This is a genomic window from Desulfovectis peckii (assembly GCF_055391705.1).
Map to the genome: position 1 here is coordinate 906,856 of NZ_AP042409.1, position 25,112 is coordinate 931,967.

Sequence of the window (25,112 nt, forward strand, 5' to 3'; positions counted from 1 at the left end):
GTAAACCTGTCAATATAAAACAAAAGCGGCAGCAAATATGCTGCCGCTTTTTAACGCCATAAAACTATAGCTGTTTAGTCATCGGGCAAACTTCATTTTCTAAAAAACAATAAGGGGATTTTTTAAAATTTAAATGCTCCCAAAAGGATATTATTTCTTCCTTTTCCGTAACGGCATTTACCGATATTTCCTGGCAGCCAAGTTTTTTTAGTTGGCTTTCCAGCCGGAGATAAATTTTGGTAGCCAGCCCAATGTGACGCAAATGCCGGGGAATTTGAAAATATTTAATTTCTGCAGCTTTTTTACCATAATAATTCACTCTAAAATCAAAAATTAAAATGAATTTTTCGGGATGAATGTCTGTGTATACAAGGTCGGTTATATAAACGCTGTTAGGAAATAAAATGTTAGGTTTAATGGCTAATTTCATGCCGACGGTTTGCTGACAAAAATCTAAGATGTTTTGCTGAACAGACAGAGGGATTGGCAAACGCTGCACTTTAAAGAACCTTCTTTCTTTAAGCTAAGTATATTACTTAGAAATTAATTTATGCCCGGGATACTGTCAAGTGCATCTATTTATTTCTTAAAAAATTGTATTTTCTCCTAATAAAATATGGAAAATAAGTAAATTGCTGTCACATTTGGTTTGTAATTCCCATATTATGTAAAAAACTGAAGGAGGGAATACCATGCGTAAAGAGAACTACAACCGCCTAATGAAAATGTTAAATGAAGTATGTCAATATCATCAAATGCTCAAGGAAAAAGAAAGAAAAGAAAAGGAAGAGCAGAAGCAGAAAGAACCGAAAAAGGACAAAGAGGCTAAAAAAGACAAAAAAGAAGAAAAGAGAAAAACGTTGCCATGCCAAGATTATGTAGATAAGTATGGCCAGTATCCTCCCTGCGGCGGTTACAAGGAAGAGGAGCCGGAAAAGGAAAAAGAAAAAGATAATAAAAAGAAAGACAACGCTAAAAAGCCGGCTAAAAAAGTTAAACGTGATGCATTATATTACCGCGGTAAAATGCTGTACTGTAAGGAAAAATTTGATCAATGTGGCTTGTACGGCGATGAAGCCGAAAAGTGCCGCGAACACTACCGGCAAATGTTTAAATATTACAAGCAAAAGTATTTGGAGTGTCAACAATAAAAGCCAGGGTGCCAATAGGGCACCCTTAAACTTTTTAATGTCTTCCGGATTTAAATATCTACCAGATTATGTTTGATGGAAAACAGTGCCGCCTGTGTACGGTCATTAACTCCTAATTTTTGAAAAATACTGGTGAGATGGTTTTTTACCGTTTTTTCACTTATGTACAACACATCGGCAATTTCTTTATTGGAAAGCCCACGGGCCACCTGTTTTAACACATCCAGTTCACGGTTAGTTAAGCCGTAATTGGGGCGTTCTTTAAGTTTAATCAGCCGGTTAAACTCTTCAAAAACCTTGGTTGTTAAGGATGGGGGAATAAAAGATTTTCCGGCAGCTACTCCTAAAATGGTATTCACTAAATCATCCGGGTTGACATCTTTTAATACGTAGCCGGAAATACCGGCACGAATTAATTCAAATAAGTAATCCTCATCATCGTGAATGGTGAGCGCAATGATATAGATGTCCGGCCGCTCCGCTTTAATGACTTTAGTGGCTTCAATGCCGTTTACTTCCGGCATGTTAATGTCCATTAAAATGACGTCTATATCGACGGTGCGGGCAAGTTTAATTGCTTCTGCCCCGTTCTTTGCCTCACCTACCACTTCAATGTAAGGCTCAATGCTGAGTATTTTTATCAATCCTTCGCGCAGCAAGGCATGGTCATCAGCGATCAGTACTTTTACGGTCCGTTGGTTGGGGTTCATTTACTCACTCCTCCCTGAAAGGTCAAATATCTGAGACCGGCACAAAGAATATTAATTCAGTGCCTCTGCCCGGCGCTGTCTTTACCGTAAGTTCTCCTTTAATTAACTGCAGCCTTTCTTTGATGCCTAATAAGCCATAGCCGTTGTTATGTTTTTCTTTGCTCACTTGCTCGTAGTCAAAACCAATGCCGTCATCTTTTACCGAAAGATTGATTTTGTTTTCTAAAAATTCAACTATGATTGCTACATGCTTTGCCTGGGCATGCTTTTTGACATTGGTTAAACATTCTTGGACGATGCGAAAAAGAGCTATTTCTAAAGAACTGTCAAAACGACGTTCCTTTCCTAGTACAGTCATTTCGACTAAGATGTTACAGTCCTTTTGGTATTGTTCGATGTACCTTTTTAATGCGGGCACCAGTCCCAAATCATCCAGCTGCATGGGCCTTAATTCAAAAATAATCTTGCGCACGTCTTTTAAACACTGTTTTGCGAGATCAATTAAACTAACCAGTTCCGATCTAAGCATTTTCGGTTGTGTTTCCAGCAGTTTGATGCAAAATTCCGCGCGCATAACAATATTGGCCATGCTTTGTGCCGGGCCGTCGTGAATTTCTCTGGCTAAGCGCTTGCGCTCTTCTTCCCGGGCAAGGATGATTGATAGACCTAATTTTTGAATTTGCTGAAGTTCACTGATTTTGGTGCGGATTTCTCCCAAATCGTTGCGAATAAAGCACAGCGCAATGTTCATGTTAGAGATTAGTTCTGCCGAAAGCTGCAAGGTTTCTTCTAGGTTTTTTAAATAGCGCTCCACATGATCGCGCTGCAAGCGCAACAGTTTTTCTTGTTCTTTTAGGGCCATTAATTCCAACTGCTTTTTATAAGCGGTATCGTAAACGGCTTTAACCTGCTCTTCGCTGTACTTGTTAAAATTGCGGTTTACTTCCATCAGTCTGTAGCGAGCAGCGGCAAATTCTTTCTCCAGTTGGTCCACTTTTTTGATTACTGCTTTGATTTGCTCTTTTATATCAACTAACTCCCGTTGCAGGCGCCCATATTCCTGTCTGACATTTTCGCTGAATTGATAGATTTCTTCTTGGCTTTTTTCGACCGATTCAATTGTTTTTTGCAGTACCAGATCTAAATAACTCTTATCAATCAGCAAGATGTTATTCATTCCTTTGCATATTTACGTATTTTTAGCTATTTTTCTTTGGGTATTTACATATTGTTAGCTATTCTATTGTCGGCTGCCAAAATCCTGCATAGCCATATTTTACAAGCGGTTTATTAACGGTATATTAACAGATGTTTAACCAGATATTTACTGGCAAACAATTTATATTTAATGCTCAAGCTGTAAGATAGGCTTAAGTGGATAAGTAAAGGAGGATTTCGGCGTTGTTTAACAAAAGGTGCAAAGTTGTCAGTTTGTGGCTTTTAACCCTACTGTTAGCATTGGTGGCCGGTTGTGGCGGAAATGCGCAGCAAGACAAGGCGCAAACCGACGGGTTCGCGGGAAGCATTACTGCGGTTGGCTCCAGTGCACTGCAACCCCTCGTTGAAGAAGCAGCCAATCTATATATGGCTAAAAACGGCAAGGCCCAAATCGTAGTGCAGGGCGGCGGTAGCGGTACCGGTTTAACCCAGGTATCTTCCGGTGCTGCTGACATCGGCAACTCAGATATTTTTGCCGAAGAGAAAGAAGGAATTGATGCGGACCAACTGGTGGATCACAAAGTGGCGGTAGTGGGCATGGCGGTAGTAGCTAACCCAAAAGCCGGTGTTGATAACATAACTAAAGCACAGTTGAAGGATATTTTTAGCGGTAAAATTACCAACTGGAAGGAACTGAACGGCAATGACCAAGAGATTGTGATCATTCACCGGGCAAAGGGTTCGGGAACCCGCTCTACTTTCGAAAAATATGCTTTAGAGGGCATGGAAGTAACGGCATCAGGTATGGAACAAGACTCCAGCGGTACAGTGGGCAAAATGGTAGCCGAAACTCCCGGAGCGATATCTTACTTGGCATTTCCTTATATTAACCCAAATATAACCGCTTTAAAAATAGATGGCGTTGAAGCTACCGTGGAAAACGTGATCAACGGCACCTACCCGGTGTGGTCTTATGAACATATGTATACTAAAGGAGAACCGGAAGGTGTGACCAAAGACTTTTTAGATTTCATGCTCAGTGATGAAGTGCAGAGCCAATTGGTAGAGCAATTAGGTTATATCCCGGTAACCAAAATGAAAGTTGAACGGGACTTTGCAGGCAATATTACCGAGAAATAGAAAAACCGCTAATTGTATAAACCCGCATTAAAGGGCGCCAAATTACGCCCTTTAAGCGCTGCTTTCAAGTAAAGACTTTTTTCTTAGTGCGTGAGGAGTGTTTACAACAATTGGCAGATAGCAATCAGGTTAAAATCGTCAGAAGGTTTTGGGAAACAGGAGGCAAAGCACTGGCCTTTTTGGCCGCTGCTTTGGTCATTGTACTGACAATTGTAATTATACTTTTTATCGGCAGCAAAGGAATTGCCACTTTTACGCAAAACGGTGTCAGTGTTGGACAATTTCTTTTTGACACCGCTTGGATGCCGGATCGATCGCCGGAACAAGGGGGACCGTTGGTTGGTGCCCTGCCGTTTATTATCGGCAGCATATTAGTGTCAATTTTGGCTGTGATGGTAAGTGCTCCGTTAAGTGTGATTGTTGCGGTTTTTATGGTGGAAATTGCACCTGCCTGGGGGCAAAAAATCCTTCAGCCGGCAGTGGAAATTTTAGCCGGAATTCCTTCCGTTGTTTATGGATATGTGGGCTTAAGTTTGTTAGTGCCCTTTATTCGCAACTACTTTGGCGGCGGCGGCTTTAGTCTTCTGGCCGGTTTTATCGTGCTCTCGATTATGATTTTGCCCACGATTGTCAGTGTTTCGGCAGACAGTTTAAGGGCTTTGCCGTCCCACTTAAAGGAAGCGGCTTATGCCTTGGGTTCTACCAGATGGCAAACCGTTCGCTTGGTATTGCTTCCGGCAGCCCGCTCAGGGATTATTACCGGTGTAGTGCTTGGTTTGGCCCGGGCTTTTGGCGAAGCATTGGCAGTGCAAATGGTAATTGGCAATATGCGGCAAATTCCCGGCTCAATATTAGAGCCCATGATGACCTTGACCAGTGCCATTACCATGGATATGGGCAATACCGTTATGGGGTCGGCCTGGAATAATGCCTTGTGGTCAATGGGGCTATTGCTGATGATCATTTCATTTTTATTTATAGTAGTAATTCGGCTGGTAACGCGAGGTGAGAGGGTACGATGAATTCCCGGTTAGCGGATCGGATAGCAACATCCGTGTTTTGGTTGGGAGCGCTTTTAGTGCTGGCAATATTAGCGGTGCTTTTAGGTTATGTGTTGTGGCACGGCATTAAGGTAATTGATTGGCAGTTTCTCACTTCCCCGCCAAAGGCGGTGGCAGCGGGCGGCGGTATTGGGCCGCAAATTTTTAATTCCTTTTATCTGCTGATTTTAACCATGGCCATTACTGCACCAATTGCTTTGTTGGCCGGTATTTATCTGGCAGAGTATGCCGGCAGTGGCAAAATGATCAATTGGATTTGTCTTTCTATTGAAACTTTAAGTTCACTGCCCTCTATTGTGGTTGGTTTGTTTGGCTTGTTGTTTTTTGTCAATATGACCGGTTGGGGTTACAGTTTGCTATCCGGCGCATTGGCCTTGGCAGTGATTAATTTGCCCTTAATGGTAAGGGTGGCGGAAGAATCAATCCGCAGCGTGCCCAATGAACTGCGTGAAGGCAGTATTGCTTTGGGCGCTACGCACTGGGAAACAATATGGCGCATCACCGTACCGTCAGCCTTTCCCGGTTTATTAACCGGCGCCATTATATCCGCCGGTCGGATTTTTGGCGAAGCAGCGGCATTGTTATATACCGCCGGAATGAGCAGCCCGATTTTAAATTTCTCCAACTGGAACCCCTTTGATGCCACATCCCCGCTGAATATTTTCCGCCCGGCAGAAACTTTAGCGGTGCATATTTGGAAAGTGAATTCTGAAGGGATCATCCCCGATGCACGGGTAGTGGCCGACGGTTCGGCAGCCGTGTTAATATTAGTGGTACTGATCTTTAATATAGGGGCTCGCTGGTTGGGGCGGGTGATTTATCGCCGCATGACGGCGGCATAAATTGAGAAAAAGCACCCACAATAATTGTGAGTGCTTTTTTGCTTTTAACAAGCGGAAGAAGACAGTTTAGCCATAATTTCCGGAACATTTTTAAATGCATCGGTTTCGTATTCTTCAATACGCCCTTGGTCACAGAGCTCACTTAGTTTAGGATCAATCGGCAGTACTGCCAGCATGGGTAGGTTCATTTTTTTGGCGGTTTCGCCGTGACCTTTGCCAAAGATGTGGGATTCTTCACCGCAGTGGGGGCAGACATAATAACTCATATTTTCCACCAAACCTAAAATCGGTACCGGCGGGGTCATCATCTTACACATATTTACTGCCTTGCGTACCACCATGGCCGCTAAATCCTGTGGAGAGGTGACAATTACCAATCCGGTCAGCGGGATTTGCTGCATTACCGTCAGCGGTACATCACCGGTGCCGGGAGGCAGGTCTAAAAGCAGATAATCTAATTTACCCCACTCCACGTCAGTCCAAAATTGTTTTACCGCACCGGCAATAATCGGCCCACGCCAAATAACCGGGTCATCTTCATTATCTAACATCAGGTTTAGAGATATAATTTTAATGCCTAAATCATATGATTGGGGGGGTGTAAATCCAATACCGGTTCCCGGGCCGGGGCGATCGACAACGCCAAACATTCTGGGAATACTGGGGCCGGTGATATCGGCATCCAAAATACCCACTTTATAACCTTGTTTGGCAAGACTTACTGCCATTAGTGCCGTAACCGAGGATTTACCCACGCCACCTTTACCGCTCATAATGGCAATAATATTTTTTACATCTGTGGCATCGTTGGCTGCAATTTTTTCCGGACCAGGACAGCTACCCTCCGTACTGCAGCTGCCGTTTTGTCCGGATTGGCAGCTGGAGCATTTTCCGTCGCTCATGTTATGTACCTCCTATCTAAAATGAACATTGTCTCATAACCATGATATTACTGCTTATCCACAAAGTCAATATATTTTACTGCTTATTTACCTGCCAACGCAATCTTAAGAAAGCTGGCTTTTATCTTTTAATATTATACCCCTTAGTGTTTTAACATGAGAGTAGGCAAGAATTTTAAACGAAAATCCTTTGCAAATCTTAATTTTAAGCATAACTATTTGCCGCCGCAGCATGACAACCCTAACCTAATAAACGGCTTTTCTTGGTATTTTTATGGTGTGGACAAATTCGCCTTCAATGCCATAAAATATAAATTGTAACTATCGGAAGGTGGGGGTATTTCCTAAATGATTGGCATAAAAAATAAAGCAGTAAAAAAATATCGCGGTGGCAATATTACGGCAGCTTTTGGTTCAGATTTATTGGTAACAGGTTCAACGAGTATTCCTAACCTTCTGTTAAAATACTACGTTAAATTAGATATCAGTGACAGCGAAATGATGCTGTTAATTCAAATTTTTCGCCTGCGCACCGAAGAAAAATTGCTTTTCCCCAATTTAGATGAATTAAATCAATATATTAACGGAGATGCCCAACAGGCTTTAACTAACTTATTAAATAAAGAAATTTTAAGTATTACCGAGTATTACGATTTTGAGCAACAGCAGGTAGTTGAAGGTTTGGATTTTGAACCCCTTTATGAAAAATTATCGGAGCTGTGGGCTTGCGATAAAGTTAAAGAAATCGAACAGACTGAGAATATCCTTAAAAGAACTACCGGGGCCAAGTTAGCGTTTGCCGCTGACTGTAACCGAGCCGCCGTAGAAGAGCATGATGAAGCGGGGCAGCTTACCGGTCAGGTGTTAAATGTCTGTTCGGTGTTTGAAAGAGAACTCGGCCGCCCGCTGTCGCCGATGGAAGTAGCTCGTATTCGGCACTGGTGCGAAGAAATGGACACCATCCTGATCATTGAGGCACTGCACCGGGCGGTAATGATTGGCAAACCTAATTTCCGCTATATAGATGCAATTTTGCTGGAATGGCGTAAAAACAATCTACAGACCTTGCCGGAAGTAGCCAAGTATGAACGGGACTTTAAACAGCGGCGGGCGAAAAGCCGAGCCTCGAAGCAAAAAATTCCTACAGAGCAAGGGGACGATCAGGAGCGGAAGAAGTTGTACGATGCACTATTAATGAGTTAGTGGAGTGGGACAGATGAGTGAATGTAAATTGTGCGGCGGTAGCGGTTTAATTATGAAAGGCAACACTGCTGTACAGTGTTCATGTATACAAAAACAAAAACTAAAAAGCAGCTATACAAAAGCAGGGCTGACCTCGCTAATGCGGCAGTATACCTTTGATAAATTTGATTTTCGCTATTATGCCGCTGATAAATTTGATCAAGTTAAAGGCATCAGTTATGCCCAAACCGCAAAAATTACTTATCAGGCAGCTAAAGATTTTACAAAAAATTTTTTCAAGAACCGGCATACCGAAGGGCTGCTGTTTACCGGTCCGGTAGGCAGCGGCAAAACTTTTTTAGCCTGCTGTATTGCCAATGAAGTAATCCAGCGGGGTGAGCGGCTGCTGTTTGTAGTGGTTCCCGATTGGTTGGATCAAATTCGGGCGACATATGATACGGCAAATACCGATGTAACCGAGCAGGATCTGCTTAGTGCGGCCAGAGAAGTGCCGCTGCTAATATTGGATGATTTGGGTGTTCACAACTATACCGACTGGACAAAAAATAAACTGTACTCAATTATTAATTATCGGCTGAATAACCAATTGCCGACAATTATTACTACCAACTTATCATTGCCGGAGCTTTCACAGCATTTGGGTGAGCGTACCGCATCGCGAATATTCCAAATGTGTCGTATTTACCGCTTGCTGGTGGACCGTAACATACGTTACGCTAAAATAATCGGCACAAAAGAGTAATCAACGATTATAAAAACCTCTGCTTTATAGAGCAGGGGTTTTTTGTATATTTATTAGCCTTTAGCGTTTTATTTATTCGCTGTTTTTAATTTGGTTAAAATTTCATGAATAGGGTTAAACTTATGTTGATAAAATATAGCTCGAGCCGGAAAGGAGGAAAAAATGTACAAAAAAATCCGTATGCTCGCCGTAATGTTAGCTTTGTTTATCACGGCAGCTGTGACGCTGACTGATGAAGCTATCGCCGGTGAGGGTTCGGATGTACAGTCTAATTTATTGACCTATCATGTTGTCCGGGAGGGAGATACACTTTACGGCATTAGCAAAAAGTATGACATAACCTTATACGATTTAATGAGCTACAACGGATTGACAGACACTAAAATTTTGGTTGGGCAGAGAATATATTTGCCGCCCAAAAATCAGCAGCTTAGTTCTGAATTATCACCTAGTGTTAAGAATATAAGCTGGGAAGAAGTGGAACTATTGGCTCGTTTAATTCACGCCGAAGCACGCGGCGAAAGTTTTGAAGGAAAAGTGGCAGTAGGCGCAGTGATATTAAACCGACTAAACAGTCCATACTTCCCGAAAACAATTACCGATATTATTTTGCAAAAAAACCACAATGTTTATCAATTTAGCCCGGTGGGTGACGGATCAATTAACTTGGAACCTGATGAAAGCTCCTATCAGGCTGCTCTGCAGGCCTTAAGGGGCGATGATCCGACCAACGGAGCATTGTTTTTCTACAATCCCGACGTAAGTACAGATCCCTGGATCCGTACCCTGCCGGTAATAACAAAAATCGGTAATCACATATTTGCATCTGTTAAAGCATAGTAAGGCTCGTATTTAAATACTGTGCTTGACAATTATAAGAAGGGGGCGGCTTTCCGCTCCCTTAAAATTACTTTAAGGCGGGTTAGTGTTGAAACACAAATGGCCTTTGCTCTCGATAATAATTGCATTAGTGCTTTTAACCGCGGTGGGCTGTTCTTTAACCGGCGGTCTGCCCACACCTAATGTGCCGGTAGCCTCCCGGGTACTGGATGCTTCCGGAAACTTGATCACCACTATTGGCGAGCACAACCGCGTTCCGGTGGAACCGGAAGAAATATCGCCGTATATGGCAAAGGCAATAGTGGCGGTGGAGGATGCTCGCTTTGAAAAACATTACGGTGTCGACCCGATTGGGCTGGCACGCGCTTTATACCGCAACGTGCGTGCCGGTAAAGTGGTGGAAGGAGGCAGTACCCTTACCCAACAGTTGGCAAAAAATTTATACCTGACCAATGAACGCACCCTTACGCGTAAAATAAAAGAGCTTTATTATGCTCTTCAACTGGAACGGCATTATACCAAGGAAGAAATTTTAAACATGTATTTAAACACCGTTTACTTCGGTCAGGGGGCTTATGGCATAGAATCCGCATCCCGAGTATTTTTTCAAAAGCATGCCACCGATTTAACTTTGGCTGAATGTGCAATGCTGGCCGGCATGGTTAATGCACCAAGCTATTATTCCGAGCGGAAAAATTTTGCCGCCGCTAAAAAGCGGCAGCAAATAGTGCTGCAGGAAATGGTAAAACAGGGCTATATTACTGAAAAAGAGATGGAAAGTGCCCTTAAAGAAAAGCTAAATATGAATCCTACCCCGCCGCCTGTGGGCAGGGCAGGATACTTTGTCGCAGAGTTAATTAAAGAACTGGACAAAATTTTACCGGACGGCAAAGATCAACTGTATACTGCCGGGCTGCAAATAGAAACCACGCTGGACCTGAAAGTTCAACAAGCGGCGGAAGAAGCGGTAAAGGCCGGACTGGCAAACAAAGATGAAGATTTACAGGCTGCATTGGTTGCCGTCAATCCGCAAAACGGCCATATTGTGGCTATGGTGGGCGGAAAGGATTATGCCGCCAGCCAATATAATCGCGCTCTGGCTAAACGACAGCCCGGCTCGGCGTTTAAGCCCATTGTTTATGCAGCGGCATTAGAAAAGGGCTATACTGCCGCCAGTACATTTTTCTGTCAGCCGGTAAAATACCCGCAGGCGAAGGGTGAATACCAGCCTACAGATTACGGCGATAGCTACCACTACCGCCCCTTTACATTAAAAGAAGCCTTGAAAATCTCGGACAATGTGGTGTCAGTGCAGCTAATTGAGCAAATTGGGCCGGAAACTGCCGTGAACATGGCTAGGCGTTTAGGAATCAGCGGCAATTTATCGCCCTACTTATCGCTGGTTTTAGGGTCTTCGCCGGTGAGTCCGCTGGAAATGGCCATGGCTTACGGGGTTTTTGCCAACGGCGGTATAGCCAATAAACCGATTTACTTTACCAGAATACTGGACCAAAAGGGCCGCGAGCTCTACAGCAACCGCAGCCAATTAAGAAAAGCAATGGATAAAAACCATGCCTATATCATTACTGACATGCTGAAAAGTACTTTTGAACAAGGCGGTACCGCCGCCAATGTTGCCCATATTATTGATCGCCCGGCTGCAGGAAAAACCGGTACCACTGACAATTACTTAGATGCCTGGTTTGTCGGCTATACTCCTGAATTATCGGCGGCGGTTTATGTCGGCTACGACCGGTCCGATAAAAGCAAGCCGGTAGGGACCGGGGGAGTGGTTGCCGCCCCGATTTGGGCTCAATTTATGAAAGGGGCTTTAGCGGGCAAACCGAAAAAAGAATTTGCTGTACCGGCAGACATTGTATTTAAAAATGTCTGTAGTCGGGACGGATTACTGGCATCGCCGGCCAGCACGGGAACGATTAGAGTGGCTTTTGTCAAAGGCAGCGAACCGATTGCCTATTGCACCGGGGACAGGTGGTGGGAAAAGTTAGCTTTGCCGGAAGATGAGGATGAACTGCGGTAAAGTTTTGCCAACTAACAAAATAATCTGGGCATTGGCAGAAAGCCCGCCAAACAATAGCCTGAGTTTATCCTGCTTTAATGGTATAATTACTTTTATGCAGACTAATGAAGGGAAATTAAAATTATGCTTCTATCACAGGGAATAATCATTTTGTTGACCGGTATACTGGCGGGATTTTTAAATACCGTTGGTGGCGGGGGCTCGATGATCACCATGCCAATGCTTATTTTTTTGGGGCTGCCTTCAGCGGTGGCTAACGGAACCAACCGGGTTGCCTTAATGGTGGAAGAGCTGGTAGCCATTATCAACTTTCGGCATAAAGGCTTTTTTTACCCTAAGCTAAGCATATTGCTCAGTGTACCGGCAGTATTGGGTTCCGTTGTCGGTGCTAAATTTGCCATTGATTTATCAGATGATTTGTTTAACAAAATATTGGCGGCGGTAATGCTGATGGCGTTAATTTTAATTACCCTGCGTCCGGAAAAATATTTTTTAAAGTCGGCAAAAGAGCAAGAGGAAGAAGATTTAGGTATCGGCCGTTCAATTGCCGCAGTGATAGTCTTTTTCCTAGTGGGTTTTTACGGCGGCTTTATTCAGGTAGGTGTTGGCTTTGTAGTCATTGGGCTACTGGCTTTAATTACCGGTATGTCTTTAGTGAAAATTAACAGTTTAAAAGTTTTTATTATGGGCATGTACCTGCTGGCGTCACTGCTGGTTTTTATTGTCAACGGCAAAATTAATTGGTTAATCGGCTTGACATTGGCAGTAGGCAACGGTATCGGTGCTTACCTGGGAAGTAACTTTGCCGTGGCCAAAGGCGATAAATGGATTCGGGCAGTTTTAGTGCTGGTGGTGCTGCTTATGTCCGCTAAGTTATTGGGCATACATAAAATTTTGCTTTGAAAAAAATGAAGTGCCACCCCCGCTGTTATAAGCGAGGGTGGGTTAAAAACGATTATGCCGGCGAGCGCTGTGCCTTTCTTTGCTCGGCCAGTACTTGTTCCACCATGTTTAACGGATTGTTGTCGCCGAGATAGCGCAATGTGCCGTTATCTTGAAACTTAACCAATGAACGATAGCGCCCGTCAAAAAACTCTAAGATACCCGATGCCGCATCCCACTTGATCGCTTTTAATTCCAAGGGGTTGCCTTCCCAATCCTTGCCAAAGGGTGAATCTTCAATATACCCTAAGGCTTCTTCCGCTGATAGATTACTGTACCAGTATTGCTTCCCTTCTACGGACATACTGATGCACTCCTATCTCTTTTTATAATTGCTGCTAGTTTTACCGCATATATACTGCTTTATGTATTGAGCACAATTTATAACACTGTGTTTGTTAACTGATAAAAATTGTTATATATTACTAATTGGAATACAAAAAATAAAGGGTTATTTATTTTAAAAATAAAATTACTTTAGGGAAGACTAAAGATGACATGAGATCAAGGGAGGCCTATAATGTCAAATAGTGAAATTAAACTCACCCAACTGACCAAAGCAGCGGGGTGAGCGGCGAAAATCGGTCCGGATACTTTGGCGCAGGTGCTGCGCCAATTACCTATAAAAACTGATCCTAACCTGCTGGTAGGGGTGGATACCTCTGATGATGCCGCCGTTTATCGTTTAAATGACGACTTGTATTTAATTCAAACCATTGATTTCTTCCCGCCAATGGTTGACGAGCCGGCGGTTTTCGGACAAATTGCCGCCGCCAATGCGTTAAGTGATATTTACGCAATGGGTGGTCAGCCCACCTTGGCTTTAAATATCGTTTGCTTTCCCAATTGTTTGCCCACTGATGTGCTGGCGGAAATTCTGCGGGGCGGCGCGGAAAAAGTGCATGAGGCCGGTGCGGTAATTGCCGGCGGTCATTCGGTGGAAGATGAGGAACCTAAGTACGGCTTAGCGGTAACCGGTTTGGTGAAAGCACAAGATCTGTTAACCAATGCCGGTGCACAAATGGGGGATGTCTTGATTATTACCAAGCCGCTGGGTTCGGGAATTATCAATACCGCCATAAAAGCAAACATTGCCGCTAAGGAAGTGGCGGAGCAGGCGGTAAAGTACATGGCAATGCTAAATGCGGCAGCCGGTAAGGCGATGACAGAAGTAGGCGTGAACGGATGTACGGATATTACCGGTTTTGGCTTGTTAGGCCATGCGGCGGAAATGGCACGGGCCAGCAATAAAAGTATCGAGTTGTGGTCGAAAAATTGCCCCTTTTTGCCCGGAGCATTGGATTTAGCCCGCATGGGTATTATTCCCGCCGGCGCTTACAACAACCGCCATCACCTAGGCGAACAGGTTTCTTTTGCCGACTCGGTCGTTCGGGAGGTACAAGATATATTATTTGATCCGCAAACTTCCGGCGGTCTATTAATCAGCTTGCCGGAAGATAAGGCCGACAGTTTGCTAAATAAGCTGCAAAAAAACGATGTGCCTGCGGCGGCAATCGGACGGGTGATTGCCCGACAGGAGCAATTAATTAAAGTTATTTAGGAGGGGACAAAAGTGGGTTATAAAGAAGTAAATAATTGCGGACTGAATTGCCCTCAGCCGGTAATTAATACTAAAAAGGCGTTAGATGAAATGACTTCCGGCACGGTGGTATCAATTGTAGACAACGAGGTGGCCAAAGAGAACGTGCTGCGCTTTGCCCAAAATGCCGGCTACGAGGTGACAGTGGAGGAAGCGGAGGGCAATTATCTAATTACCATTACCAAAGGAGAAAAAGCCGCCCCTCAGGTGGAAAAAGCGGTGATAAATAAAGCGGTAACCGATAATAATGGGCGTGAAAGCACCGTTTATTTGGTGATTACCGACTCTATAGGGCAAGGTTCACCGGATTTAGGCTACACCCTAATCCGCAGTTTTTTTAAAACCCTGCGGGAATTAAATCCTGCTCCGGCGGCATTGATTTTCATGAATGCCGGAGTAAAATTGGTGGTTGAAGGTGCCCAAACATTGGAGGATATAGTTGCTTTGCACAATAAAGGTACTGAAATACTGGCCTGCGGCACCTGTTTGGATTATTATAAAATTAAAGAAAAACTGGCGGTCGGTGTAGTAAGCAATATGTTTGAAATAGTAGAAAAAATGGGTACGGGTAAAGTAATTACCATTTCTTAAATATGCATAGCCAATAATAAAAAGCAGTAAAGAGTATTAATTTAACCTACTCTTTACTGCAGTAAGTTAACATAAAACATAACTTTTTAAATTTTTGATATAAGAAAATACATTATAACAATATTTATTACAGAATGTGTACCGCTTTAATTATTAAATTTGTATTGACTTTTTGCTGCAGTTGTTGCATAATAATAATTGCGCCGTCGGGATGTGGCTCAGCTTGGTAGAGCGTTCGGTTCGGGACCGAAAGGTCGCAGGTTCAAATCCTGTCATCCCGACCAGTAAAAATCCCCAATGGATCATTCCGTTGGGGTTTTTTATGTTAAAAAACACGTACAGTGGCAGAGGTTAATTAATTAACTGATTAACTAACGACGATCTTCATCCTTGATGATGGCTACCATTCTGCCCTTCACTTCGCCTCTTTTCAGTTTTTCTAATCCTTCTGCTATTTCTTCAAAGCCAATTTCGATAATTTCAGGGTTAAGTTTTCCTGCTGCCATTAGCTTGTAGCATTCGGCGATATCCTGAACCGTACCGCCGTTACTGCCTACAATCTCAGCCTGTTTTAAAATCAAACTCATAGTGTTAATGGTTGTTTGCAGTTTAGCCATGCCCACTACCACAACCCGTCCCCGATTTCCTACCGCCTCCAGGGCCTTGGCAGTAGTGTGATCTGCACCGGCAAAGTCAACGATCACGTCCAGATTATATGGGGCCAGTTTTTCCGGACTGTCAACCGCATCTTTGCATCCCAGGGCAATGGCTTTTTCCCGGGCTTTCGGATTTCTTGAAGAGGCATAAACTTCACAACCCTGTAAAACAGCGATGCGGGCGCCAAATTGCCCTAAGCCGCCAATGCCGATAATTCCCACTTTCATGCCCGGTTGAACTTTGCCCATTCCCACTACGGCATGATAAGAGGTCATCCCGGCATCGGTCGCTACCGCTGCTTGCGCAAAACTCACTCCTTCCGGAATGGGAACCAGCATTTCTGCAGGCACCGCTGACTTTGTAGCATACCCTCCGTCACGTCCGTAACTGGGACCGGTGCCGTCGGAAGCATACATCGGGCAAACGCCTACTTTATCTCCTACTTTGAATCCTTCAACATTGGGACCGACTTCAGATATCACTCCGGCAAACTCGTGTCCTAAAATAACCGGTCTTTTTGTGATCAGTTCCAACCATTTTTCATCTTCCAATGCGCCGACATCTGAATGACACAATCCGGTGGCCATCACATCCAACACCACATAACCTTCTTTAGCTTTGGGGTCCTCTTTTTCGACCAAAGTAAGGGGTTCGTGGGTGTTTGTGAATTGCCAGCCTCTCATAATTAATACCTCCCTTAAAATTGATGTAATACCATAATTTGGTATTTTATAAACCATATATCAATTACAAATATTTTGTCAATAGATTTTTAAAAAACTTCCATAAAATATTCACAGCTAGAGAATGGCAATTAAATTAAAAGATAATAACTGGATGATATAATGATGATGGGTATTGATTATCAATAAAGCTAGTTTTGATGGGTCATAAGGGAGGATTAAAATGAAAATAATCGATTTGACACACACCGTTACCGAAGATATACCGGTATTTCCCGGCACAGAGAAACCGAAATTAGAATTGGCAAGCACCTACGAGAAAAACGGTTTTAAAGAAACCTTGTTGACGATATTTTCGCACACCGGAACCCATATGGATGCCCCTGCCCATTTGTTTGCAGCAGGAACCACTTTAGATTCATTTCCGGCAACCCAATTTGTCGGCCCGGGATTGGTCATCGATTGCACTGATTTGCAAGCGGGGCAGAGAATTACCATGAACTATATCGAGCAGGTAAAAGAAAAGGCCGATCTGGCGGAATTTATTTTGTTCCACACCGGTTGGGATCGTTATTGGGGTACAGACGCCTATTTTGGCGATTACCCATGCATTAGCGAGGAAGTTGCCGAGTATTTAATTCAAAGTAAGAAAAAGGGCGTTGGCTTAGATCTAATCAGCATTGACCCCATTGCAGATCAAAACTTAACCATGCATAAAAAACTGCTGGCGGCAGCGGACATAGTGATTATTGAAAATTTAACCGGCTTAGGAAAAGTAGGAGGCGATTTATTTACATTTTGCGCCCTGCCGCTAAAATACGGTAACGCTGACGGTGCACCCATACGTGCAATCGCAATTGTACATGATTAAAGAAAATGGAATCTTTAATCTGTCTTTTTGGGTAACACACTTAACAAGAACTTATCTACTTTATCTTTATCTTCGGCGCGTATTTTTAAAATTACGGGACTTTCATTTTTCTTTAAGAAATAGGTTAGAACTTTTCCGTTTTTGTGTGCCAATACCAAGTCATAATATCCAGAGGAGTTGTTAAAAGTTTGTTTTTCATAGCATTTACCCCAGCTATATGAAGCAAATTCTTTCCAATTAAGTATTTTTCCTCTGATAAGAATGCCGATACCGGAAATTGTATCAGTATGCATACCCTTATACAACTGGGACAAACCAAATACGAACAAGACAGCACAATATAATAAACTTGTTAAACGGTCCTGAGCTTGATTTATACTCAATAAAAGTTTTACATTCTCACTGTTATATGCATAATTTTTTAATTTAGTCATAAACTCTGGATTGAACATTTGATTTATATTTTGAATATATCTTTCTTGCATAAGATAATCATATAATTCTCTTATTTGGTTTCCAATCAAGAGTAGGGATATTATAGACGCAGCTAGAAGCACAAGGCCACAAAAAAGTTCTATGTTTAGTTTACTTTTCAATGACTGCGCAATAATATCATTGTTAATTAATTTTATATAATATTTATGTTTAGCTATGTCTCTGACTAATAAAATCAGGAGGATTGCGGTTATTCCAATGAAAATAAATTGTCCGTCAAAGTATTTAAGCAATTGATTAGACAATAACAAGATTAAACTAAAGGCCGCTATAGTAAAAACAATAGCAATTATCGTAGTGATAAAAGGAATTTCTATAGCTTCTGTTTTTTCCTCAGCGGGTCCTTTATTATTCTTCATTATTTGTTGAGCCACATCTTTAGAACTGCATTCTTTGCAAAATACATGGTGGGCATTGCCGTAGTTTATATGTACTGTTTTTTTGCATAATTCACATCTCAAATAAATTACTCCCCTTCTTGGTTTATTACCCTTTTATTCTATAAATAGATGGGGATAACCTGTTAATTAATTTCAATAAATAGCATTTCAAATCGCATTTCGGGAATATGGGATGGTGGGGGAATTTGGTAAAATCCGGCGCAAAGTATTGCCGTGCCGGCAGTATTGTGGTAATATTTAGGACAAAATTCAACAGGGTTGGTTTGCGGCAGTAAGCCTATGGTTTGCTGTTCCAAGCTCCCAAACAATGATATAAGGGCTAAATGCAGGCAGGAGTTAGTTTTGGGCCTTAAACACAACCATAACTAAGTAAAGGTCACCTAACAGGTGGCCTTTTATTTTCTTCACTTTCCATTTAGTACCTGACTTTAGCATATTGAAAATTCAAAATAAAAAGGTAGAATATCATTGTTGGGCAGTATGGGCAAAGTTGCGATGCAAAACCAAAGACAAAGCGCGGAACCTGTGGACAAGGCATATACTAATTTGCTCTACGCATGATTAAAGCAGAATAGAAAGGAGAGTTTTTTTATATATGCAAAGTACCGCCGCAAGTTCTCCTGATAGAAGTTTTGTCAGCCGAAAACCGGTGGGCAAGTGGCTATTAAATCTTTTCTTGCCGTTTTTGGTCTTTTTAATTCCCCAATCAACGGGACTCACCATGGATATGAAGGTTTTCTTTGCCGTTACTCTTTGGGCTATCCTTGCATGGCTTTTAGAAACCATTCCCGGAACCGCAGTTGCCATATTACTGCCGGTTTTCTACATCATATTCGGTTTGGTAGATACGCCAGTGGCGTTTAGCCCTTGGACGACAACGATTCCCTGGCTGGTACTCGGTGGGGCGATCTTTAGTGCGGTTATGCTCAATACCGGTCTGGCAAAAAGAATTGCCTATTTTACCATTTTAAAAACCGGCGGTTCATTTAAAGGTTTACTGCTGGGTATTACGCTGGCGGGTGTGATCCTTGCCCCTTTTATTCCGTCGATCATGGGTAAAATGGCAGTTTTAACGCCAATTGCCATCGGTATTTGTCAGGCGCTAAACTTCCCGGCAAAATCAAGAGCCGCTTCCGCCGTCATGATGACAGCCTTTCTTGCAGTTACCGGACCGGCATTTTCTTATCTTACCGGTGGCGCACATATTGTCATGGCCACAGGGATCATAGCTAATATTTCAAAAGAAACAATTTCTTGGTCTCAGTATGCCTATCAAAACTTTATTCTATGGCTCCTTTGGTCTCTCTTATGCGTCGGCTTGATTATGCTAGTGCTAAAACCGGAAAAGGAAATGGCGGCTAAAGAGGTTATTCAACAGAAGTATCAAGAGTTAGGGCCTATTACCCGACAGGAAAAAAGCGTCCTCTATTTAATGGTTGCCCTGATCATTGCCCTGTTTACAGAATCTTTTCATCATATTGATGCGGCATGGGTATTTTTACTGCTTTGCGCACTGTGCTTTGTGCCGGGTATTGATTTAATGAACCAGGAAAAGCTAAGCAAAGTGAATTTTGGAATTGTGTTCTTTATTACCGGTACCATGACGATCGGCAGTGCGGGTGTCGCCACCGGTGCGGGTGAGTGGCTTGCTCAAGGCATGCTTCCCTATTTAATCGGAAGTGAAGTATATACATTAGCCGCTACCTGGGCTTGCGGTGTTTTATTGAATTTTGTCCTGACACCGCTGCCGGCAACCGGCAGTTTTACCGGCCCGATTGCCGAGATGGCTATGCAAGCAGGGATGAATCCTTACCCGGTTGTTTACAGCTTTTTGCAAGGCCTTGATCAATTTGTGTTCCCCTACGAACATGCCTTGCTGATGTATGTGTTTTCCTTTGGCTTGATTTCCATGAAAAACATGCTAAAAGTGCTGATACCGCGGATACTGCTCAGTCTTATATTTGTCATTACCGTTGCCTATCCTTACTGGAAGCTTATCGGCCTCTTTAATTAAAGTTTTAAGCCTCATGGCACCTTTTACAGAAGAGATTGGAAGGTGTCGTGAGGCTTTTTGTATTAAAGCATGCTTTAGCCGGCATTACCTATTTGCTGTCTGCTACCTGGCATTTAAACTACAGAAATTGCTTTAACTGCTGGATATTATCCTCTTCAAATCGCAACAGCCTTTCCATCAACTCTACAATACCTCTTTCTGCTGTGTCCTTGTACTTTTTAATATTCTTAACTGCATCTATAATTCCCATATTGCTGCCAATAATCAGCATTTCGGCAATATGGGACGGTGATTTGTCAGTCAAAGTCTGTACGTTGATCATTAAGTATGTCCTCACTTTGGTAAGCAGGCCGATACCTTTTTCATCATAACCGTTTTTATTCAGCAGTTCTTTGGCCTTAGCATGAATATCCCGGTATCCGTTTAAATGCTCTTCCAAATACTTTTTAAACTCACCCCGGTCATCTTCCACAATATCTATTAATTGGCTGATAGTATTGACACCCATTTGTGAATTTTGATAGATGAAGTTTAAAAGTTCAGCATTTTCGTTCACTTTGTTAAACCTCCGGTAGATTTACTTTTCTTTAATAATAATAATTGCTAGTATTTCCGGTATCGGTCTCTGAAAATACATTACAGTCAATTAACTTACGCATTTCCTGCCTGAAACTTTTTGTTATTACTCAGGCGTCTAAAGGGTGAAGTAAAAAGATACATATCTTTGATTAAAGGAGTTTCATTAGATGTCAAATCACAATATCGAACAATTAATTGCCGACCACGTGATGGCATATAAAGAAAATTACTACCGCTTGGCCTATAGCTATGTAAAAAATACGCAAGACGCTTTAGATGTAGTACAAGAGTCTATTTACAAAGCCCTGTCCGCTAAGAATTCACTTGATAACACCGCTTATTTAAAGACCTGGTTTTACCGCATTATTGTTAATACCGCCATTGATTTTTTGCGCCGACGAAAAAAACTTGCCTTGGCTGAGGAAGACGTACTAATTAATATGGATAATGGCAGCGTTGACCTTTATCAGGATATCGACCTAAAGCAAGCACTGGATGCACTGCCGGCAAATTACCGCACGATCATCGTTTTGCGTTATTTTGAGGATTTAAAGTTGGAAGAAATAGCCATAATTTTAGATGAAAATGTTAATACCGTTAAAAGCCGATTGTACCGTGCACTAAAAAAGCTTCGGATAGAAATGGATGACAGGGAGGATTAATTTAATGAAGGATAAAAGATTAGAGCATTTGAAGAAAGAGTATCAAAATATACCCATCCCGGCAAATTTAGACGAAGTGGTAAAAAAAGCACTCCGCCAAGGCGGGGTTACCCGGCGTAACAACCCTGGCAAAATTGTTGCAGTTATAGCTGCTTCACTGATTTTGTTTATTGCTGTAATTAATATTAGCCCGGCAGTGGCCAAAAACGCTGCCGAGTTGCCGGTGGTGGGCAGCATTGTTAAAGTGCTAACTGTGAAAAATTACATTGTTAATGAAGAAAGATTTCAGGCAAATATCAATGTACCTAAAATTGAAGGCTTAGAAAACAAGAACTTGGAAAGCAGTTTAAATCAAAAGTATTTGGCCGAAAATAAAGCACTATATCAGCAATTTGTTAACGAAATGGAACAGTTAAAACAGCAGGAGGGAGGAAATATTGCGGTAAACAGCGGTTATGAGGTTATTACCGATACTGAAAAATTATTGACGGTTAAGCGTTATGTGGTGATAACCCAAGCATCTGCTGCCGAAACGGTGCGGTACGATACCGTTGATAAAGAGAAGCAATTATTAATTACTCTGCCCAGCCTGTTTAAAGATGACAGCTACATCCATATCATCAGCGAAAATATTAAAGAACAAATGAAAGCACAAATGCAAGAAGATGAAAGTAAAATTTACTGGGTGGAAATGCCCGGTCAACAACTGGAAATGATCGAACCTTTTAAAACCATAGATCCGGAACAAAGTTTTTACATCAACTCCCAAGGTAAATTGGTAATTGTGTTTGACGAATACCAAGTGGCCCCTGGCTACATGGGTACGCCGGAGTTTATCATTCCTACCGAAGTATTGGCAGATATTTTGGTCGGCAGAGAGTATATCCACTAGCATGTTGCTGCATTTTTGTTCCAATATTGACATAAAAGGTTAGTTTTGATATATAAATGTTATGACTTAGCACTCAATAGGCAAGAGTGCTAACAAAAACATAAATTGTTGGCATATCACGGAAAACTGAGGAGGATGATTTGGTTTGGCATTAAAACAGTTTCAAGCTGAATCAAAAAGGCTGCTGGATTTAATGGTAAACTCAATCTACACCCATAAGGAGATTTTTTTAAGGGAACTGATTTCCAATGCCAGTGACGCGATAGATAAGATTTACTATAAAGCACTAACTGATGATAATTTAACCTTTAATAAGGATGATTATTATATTAAAGTGACAGTGGACAAGGAAAAGCGGATTTTAAAAATTTCCGATACCGGTATTGGCATGACAGAGCAGGAATTGGAAGAGAACTTAGGGGTCATTGCCAAGAGCGGTTCACTGGCCTTTAAAGAAGATAACGAAATGAAAGATGACTTTGACATTATCGGCCAGTTTGGTGTGGGCTTTTATTCTGCCTTTATGGTTGCTGATGTTGTCACGGTGATTACCAAAGCCTTGGGCAGTGACCAAGCTTATAAGTGGGAGTCAACAGGAGCGGAAGGATATACAATTGAACCCTGTGAAAAAGATACCGTCGGAACCGATGTGATCTTGAAAATTAAACAAAATACAGAAGAAGAAGATTTCGACCAGTATTTGAATCAATATAAATTACAGTCAATTATCAAGAAATATTCCGATTATATCAGATATCCCATTAAAATGGATATTACCACTACCAGGCTAAAAGAGGGCAGTGATAATGAATATGAAGAAATTACCGAAGAAAAAATTATCAACAGCATGGTGCCGATTTGGCGAAAAAATAAAAATGAACTGACGAGGGAAGATTACGAAAACTTTTATGCTGAAAGGCACTACGGCTTTGATAAGCCGCTGAAATACATTCACATCAGTGCGGAAGGTACGATAAGCTATAAAGCTATTTTGTTTATTCCGGAGAGAATACCTTTTGATTTTTATACCAAGGAATATGAAAAGGGCTTAGAGCTTTATGCTAACAACGTTTTAATTATGAATAAGTGTGCTGAGCTGCTGCCGGATTATTTTAGCTTTGTCAAGGGAATGGTTGACTCTGAGGATTTATCACTGAACATTTCCCGCGAAATGCTGCAGCATGATCGCCAGTTAAAAGTAATTGCCAAAAATATCAAGAACAAAATTAAAAATGAACTGCTGCAGATGTTAAAGGATGAAAGGGATAAGTATCTAAAGTTTTACGAGTCCTTTGGCCGGCAGTTAAAATACGGCGTTTACAGCGAGTATGGGGCCAATAAAGAAGTACTGCAGGATTTACTGCTGTTTTATTCCTCGAAAGAGAAAAAGATGGTTACCTTATCTGAATACCTTTCCAGAATGCCTGAGGAGCAAAAATACATTTATTATGCTGTCGGCGATTCAGTAGAGAGAATTGAAAAATTGCCGCAAGCTGAACTGGTAGCAGATAAGGGTTATGAAATTTTATACTTCACTGATGATATAGACGAATTTGCCATTAAAATGATGCACAGCTACCAAGGTAAAGAATTTAAGTCGGTATCCAGCAGCGATTTGGGCATTGAAAGTGAAGAACATAAGAAAGCAGAGGCGGCAGAGGAAGAGAACCAAGGGCTGTTTAATGAGATGCAGAACATCTTAGCGGGCAAGGTTAAGGCCGTTCGTGCCTCTAAAAGATTGAAGCAACATCCGGTATGCCTGGCCAATGACGGTGATATATCCATCGAGATGGAAAAAATACTGAATTCCATGCCCTACAACAAAGACAACCCGATTAAGGCAGATAAGGTGTTAGAAATTAACACTAATCACGAGGTGTTTAAATCATTAAAAAAAGCATATCAGGATAATGATCAAGATAAGTTAAAATTATTTGCCGATTTGCTATACAACCAAGCATTGCTCATTGAAGGGTTGCCGATAGAAGACCCGGTAGAGTTCAGCAATAACATTTGTAAAATGATGGTTAGCTAAAACAGCGTTGCCAAACGCTTTTCCGGCTTTGTTAGGCCGGAAAAGCGTTTTTTATTTATATAATCGGCCCAGCTCTTTGGAGCGTTTGGTGGCAGCGGTAACGGCGCGTTCGATGGCTATTTGAAAGCCGCAGCGTTCCAGTTCGGTTATTCCGGCCATTGTTGTACCGTTGGGTGAAGTTACTTGTTTTCTTAATATTTCCGGTTTTTCGCCCGTGGCGACTAGCATGCGGGTTGCTCCCACCAAGGTTTGCAGCACAAGGGGTTGGGATAGTTCCCGCGGCAGGCCAATTGTTTCTCCGGCTTTTTCCATTGCTTCTATTAAGTAATAAATGTAAGCGGGGCCGCTGCCGGACAGGCCGGTTACCGCGTCCAGCAATTGTTCTTCAACAATCACTACCTTGCCGACAATATTAAAAATCTGCTTGGCCAGCTCTAACTGTTCCGCGCTGACATACCGCCCGGCACTAAGTCCGGTGGCTGATTCCAGTACCGCACAGGACGTATTGGGCATTGCCCGCACAACCGGTATTTGACGCTCCAATGTATTTTCAATTAAAGATGTGCTCACTCCCGCGGCAAGGGAGATAATCAACTGCTTTTCGCTAACATAACCCTTTATTTCGTTTAAAGCGCTCGCTGTGTCCTGTGGTTTAATGGCCAGTACAATTACATCTGCTTGGCGGGCGGCGGTTTTTTTATCAAATACCGGCATAATGCCGTAATATCGGCGTAAAAACTGCAGACGCTCAGTGTTGCTGCGGTTGGCTACCCAAATTGCACCGGGACGGATTTGTTCGGTAGATAATAAACCGTTAATCATGGCAGCGGCAATATTGCCGGCACCGATAAATAAAAATTGTTTTTCCGCGACCAAAATATTCTTCCCCCTTTCTCAAAA

At 42.3% G+C, this 25,112-nt stretch carries 25 protein-coding genes and 1 tRNA gene; 17 read left to right on the forward strand and 9 right to left on the reverse strand.

All coding sequences use genetic code 11. The annotated features are described in order from the left end of the window. Positions 1–64: 64 nt before the first annotated feature. Positions 65–499: a GNAT family N-acetyltransferase gene (locus ACZ5NG_RS04600; RefSeq protein WP_464252816.1), complete on the reverse strand. Its 435-nt coding sequence runs from the start codon at positions 497–499 to the stop codon at positions 65–67. Between the two features lie 193 nt (positions 500–692). Here ACZ5NG_RS04600 and ACZ5NG_RS04605 point away from each other — a divergent pair, with 193 nt between their 5' ends. Further along, complete coding sequence (locus tag ACZ5NG_RS04605; RefSeq protein ID WP_464252817.1) at positions 693–1,151, forward strand: hypothetical protein; 459 nt, start codon at positions 693–695, stop codon at positions 1,149–1,151. Positions 1,152–1,201: 50 nt separating this feature from the next. Here ACZ5NG_RS04605 and ACZ5NG_RS04610 read toward each other — a convergent pair whose 3' ends face one another. Together ACZ5NG_RS04610 and ACZ5NG_RS04615 are read right to left on the reverse strand one after the other, a co-directional pair. Further along, positions 1,202–1,861 carry a response regulator gene (locus tag ACZ5NG_RS04610; RefSeq protein WP_464252818.1) on the reverse strand — a complete coding sequence of 220 codons (660 nt, stop codon included), beginning with the start codon at positions 1,859–1,861 and terminating at the stop codon, positions 1,202–1,204. Between the two features lie 22 nt (positions 1,862–1,883). Next, entirely contained in the window at positions 1,884–3,026 is a 1,143-nt protein-coding gene (locus ACZ5NG_RS04615; RefSeq protein ID WP_464252819.1) for a sensor histidine kinase, read from the reverse strand. Positions 3,027–3,262: 236 nt separating this feature from the next. Between ACZ5NG_RS04615 and ACZ5NG_RS04620 the strand changes: the two genes are divergently transcribed. The 3 genes from ACZ5NG_RS04620 to pstA all read left to right on the forward strand — a co-directional run bounded on the left by ACZ5NG_RS04620 (position 3,263) and on the right by pstA (position 6,062). After that, positions 3,263–4,159: a phosphate ABC transporter substrate-binding protein gene (locus ACZ5NG_RS04620; protein WP_464252820.1), complete on the forward strand. Its 897-nt coding sequence runs from the start codon at positions 3,263–3,265 to the stop codon at positions 4,157–4,159. Between the two features lie 110 nt (positions 4,160–4,269). Next, a complete protein-coding gene (pstC, locus tag ACZ5NG_RS04625; protein WP_464252821.1) occupies positions 4,270–5,181 on the forward strand; it encodes a phosphate ABC transporter permease subunit PstC in 912 nt (303 codons plus the stop codon). Further along, positions 5,178–6,062, forward strand: a complete 885-nt coding sequence (gene pstA / locus ACZ5NG_RS04630; protein WP_464252822.1) for a phosphate ABC transporter permease PstA — start codon at positions 5,178–5,180, stop codon at positions 6,060–6,062. Before pstC ends, pstA begins: the two co-directional genes overlap by 4 nt. 44 nt (positions 6,063–6,106) lie before the next feature. On the opposite strand, the gene ACZ5NG_RS04635 is transcribed toward pstA, so the two are convergent. Further along, entirely contained in the window at positions 6,107–6,964 is an 858-nt protein-coding gene (locus ACZ5NG_RS04635) for an Mrp/NBP35 family ATP-binding protein (RefSeq protein ID WP_464252823.1), read from the reverse strand. A gap of 348 nt (positions 6,965–7,312) precedes the next feature. Between ACZ5NG_RS04635 and ACZ5NG_RS04640 the strand changes: the two genes are divergently transcribed. The 5 genes from ACZ5NG_RS04640 to ACZ5NG_RS04660 all read left to right on the forward strand — a co-directional run bounded on the left by ACZ5NG_RS04640 (position 7,313) and on the right by ACZ5NG_RS04660 (position 12,693). Then, positions 7,313–8,167 (forward strand): DnaD domain-containing protein, encoded by an 855-nt coding sequence (locus ACZ5NG_RS04640; protein WP_464252824.1) that lies wholly within the window; start codon positions 7,313–7,315, stop codon positions 8,165–8,167. 13 nt (positions 8,168–8,180) lie between these two features. Next, positions 8,181–8,909 (forward strand): ATP-binding protein, encoded by a 729-nt coding sequence (locus ACZ5NG_RS04645; protein WP_464252825.1) that lies wholly within the window; start codon positions 8,181–8,183, stop codon positions 8,907–8,909. Positions 8,910–9,071: 162 nt separating this feature from the next. Further along, positions 9,072–9,749, forward strand: coding sequence for a cell wall hydrolase (locus ACZ5NG_RS04650; protein WP_464252826.1), 678 nt, complete (start codon positions 9,072–9,074; stop codon positions 9,747–9,749). A gap of 88 nt (positions 9,750–9,837) precedes the next feature. Next, a complete protein-coding gene (locus ACZ5NG_RS04655) occupies positions 9,838–11,790 on the forward strand; it encodes a transglycosylase domain-containing protein (RefSeq protein WP_464252827.1) in 1,953 nt (650 codons plus the stop codon). Positions 11,791–11,913: 123 nt separating this feature from the next. Beyond that, positions 11,914–12,693: a sulfite exporter TauE/SafE family protein gene (locus ACZ5NG_RS04660; protein WP_464252828.1), complete on the forward strand. Its 780-nt coding sequence runs from the start codon at positions 11,914–11,916 to the stop codon at positions 12,691–12,693. A 52-nt stretch (positions 12,694–12,745) separates the two neighbouring features. Here the strand turns inward: ACZ5NG_RS04660 and ACZ5NG_RS04665 are convergent, their stop codons facing one another. Continuing rightward, positions 12,746–13,036 carry a hypothetical protein gene (locus ACZ5NG_RS04665; protein WP_464252829.1) on the reverse strand — a complete coding sequence of 97 codons (291 nt, stop codon included), beginning with the start codon at positions 13,034–13,036 and terminating at the stop codon, positions 12,746–12,748. A gap of 216 nt (positions 13,037–13,252) precedes the next feature. Between ACZ5NG_RS04665 and selD the strand changes: the two genes are divergently transcribed. The 3 genes from selD (at position 13,253) to ACZ5NG_RS04680 (ending at position 15,207) form a co-directional block, all read left to right on the forward strand. Beyond that, positions 13,253–14,293 carry a selenide, water dikinase SelD gene (gene selD, locus ACZ5NG_RS04670; RefSeq protein WP_464252830.1) on the forward strand — a complete coding sequence of 347 codons (1,041 nt, stop codon included), beginning with the start codon at positions 13,253–13,255 and terminating at the stop codon, positions 14,291–14,293. A 12-nt stretch (positions 14,294–14,305) separates the two neighbouring features. Next, positions 14,306–14,923 carry a sulfurtransferase-like selenium metabolism protein YedF gene (gene yedF / locus ACZ5NG_RS04675; RefSeq protein ID WP_464252831.1) on the forward strand — a complete coding sequence of 206 codons (618 nt, stop codon included), beginning with the start codon at positions 14,306–14,308 and terminating at the stop codon, positions 14,921–14,923. Positions 14,924–15,130: 207 nt separating this feature from the next. After that, a tRNA-Pro gene (locus ACZ5NG_RS04680) sits at positions 15,131–15,207 on the forward strand. A gap of 87 nt (positions 15,208–15,294) precedes the next feature. Here ACZ5NG_RS04680 and ACZ5NG_RS04685 read toward each other — a convergent pair. Continuing rightward, positions 15,295–16,263 carry a zinc-binding dehydrogenase gene (locus ACZ5NG_RS04685; RefSeq protein ID WP_464252832.1) on the reverse strand — a complete coding sequence of 323 codons (969 nt, stop codon included), beginning with the start codon at positions 16,261–16,263 and terminating at the stop codon, positions 15,295–15,297. 223 nt (positions 16,264–16,486) lie between these two features. Here ACZ5NG_RS04685 and ACZ5NG_RS04690 point away from each other — a divergent pair, with 223 nt between their 5' ends. Next, positions 16,487–17,134 (forward strand): cyclase family protein, encoded by a 648-nt coding sequence (locus ACZ5NG_RS04690; protein WP_464252833.1) that lies wholly within the window; start codon positions 16,487–16,489, stop codon positions 17,132–17,134. Positions 17,135–17,148: 14 nt separating this feature from the next. On the opposite strand, the gene ACZ5NG_RS04695 is transcribed toward ACZ5NG_RS04690, so the two are convergent. Then, the gene (locus tag ACZ5NG_RS04695) at positions 17,149–18,090 is read right to left on the reverse strand and encodes a hypothetical protein (protein WP_464252834.1); all 942 of its coding nucleotides are present in this window, start codon (positions 18,088–18,090) and stop codon (positions 17,149–17,151) included. A gap of 535 nt (positions 18,091–18,625) precedes the next feature. On the opposite strand from ACZ5NG_RS04695, the gene ACZ5NG_RS04700 reads away from it, so the two are divergent. Continuing rightward, a complete protein-coding gene (locus ACZ5NG_RS04700; RefSeq protein ID WP_464252835.1) occupies positions 18,626–20,044 on the forward strand; it encodes an SLC13 family permease in 1,419 nt (472 codons plus the stop codon). Positions 20,045–20,162: 118 nt separating this feature from the next. On the opposite strand, the gene ACZ5NG_RS04705 is transcribed toward ACZ5NG_RS04700, so the two are convergent. Next, positions 20,163–20,600 (reverse strand): hypothetical protein, encoded by a 438-nt coding sequence (locus tag ACZ5NG_RS04705; protein ID WP_464252836.1) that lies wholly within the window; start codon positions 20,598–20,600, stop codon positions 20,163–20,165. Between the two features lie 190 nt (positions 20,601–20,790). On the opposite strand from ACZ5NG_RS04705, the gene ACZ5NG_RS04710 reads away from it, so the two are divergent. From ACZ5NG_RS04710 to htpG, 3 genes are all read left to right on the forward strand, one after another. Further along, positions 20,791–21,285 carry a sigma-70 family RNA polymerase sigma factor gene (locus ACZ5NG_RS04710; protein WP_464252837.1) on the forward strand — a complete coding sequence of 165 codons (495 nt, stop codon included), beginning with the start codon at positions 20,791–20,793 and terminating at the stop codon, positions 21,283–21,285. A 4-nt stretch (positions 21,286–21,289) separates the two neighbouring features. After that, the gene (gene rsiV / locus ACZ5NG_RS04715) at positions 21,290–22,177 is read left to right on the forward strand and encodes an anti-sigma-V factor RsiV (RefSeq protein WP_464252838.1); all 888 of its coding nucleotides are present in this window, start codon (positions 21,290–21,292) and stop codon (positions 22,175–22,177) included. A gap of 145 nt (positions 22,178–22,322) precedes the next feature. After that, positions 22,323–24,212 carry a molecular chaperone HtpG gene (gene htpG / locus ACZ5NG_RS04720; protein ID WP_464252839.1) on the forward strand — a complete coding sequence of 630 codons (1,890 nt, stop codon included), beginning with the start codon at positions 22,323–22,325 and terminating at the stop codon, positions 24,210–24,212. 51 nt (positions 24,213–24,263) lie between these two features. On the opposite strand, the gene proC is transcribed toward htpG, so the two are convergent. After that, positions 24,264–25,088 carry a pyrroline-5-carboxylate reductase gene (gene proC, locus ACZ5NG_RS04725; RefSeq protein ID WP_464252840.1) on the reverse strand — a complete coding sequence of 275 codons (825 nt, stop codon included), beginning with the start codon at positions 25,086–25,088 and terminating at the stop codon, positions 24,264–24,266. Positions 25,089–25,112 lie beyond the last annotated feature (24 nt).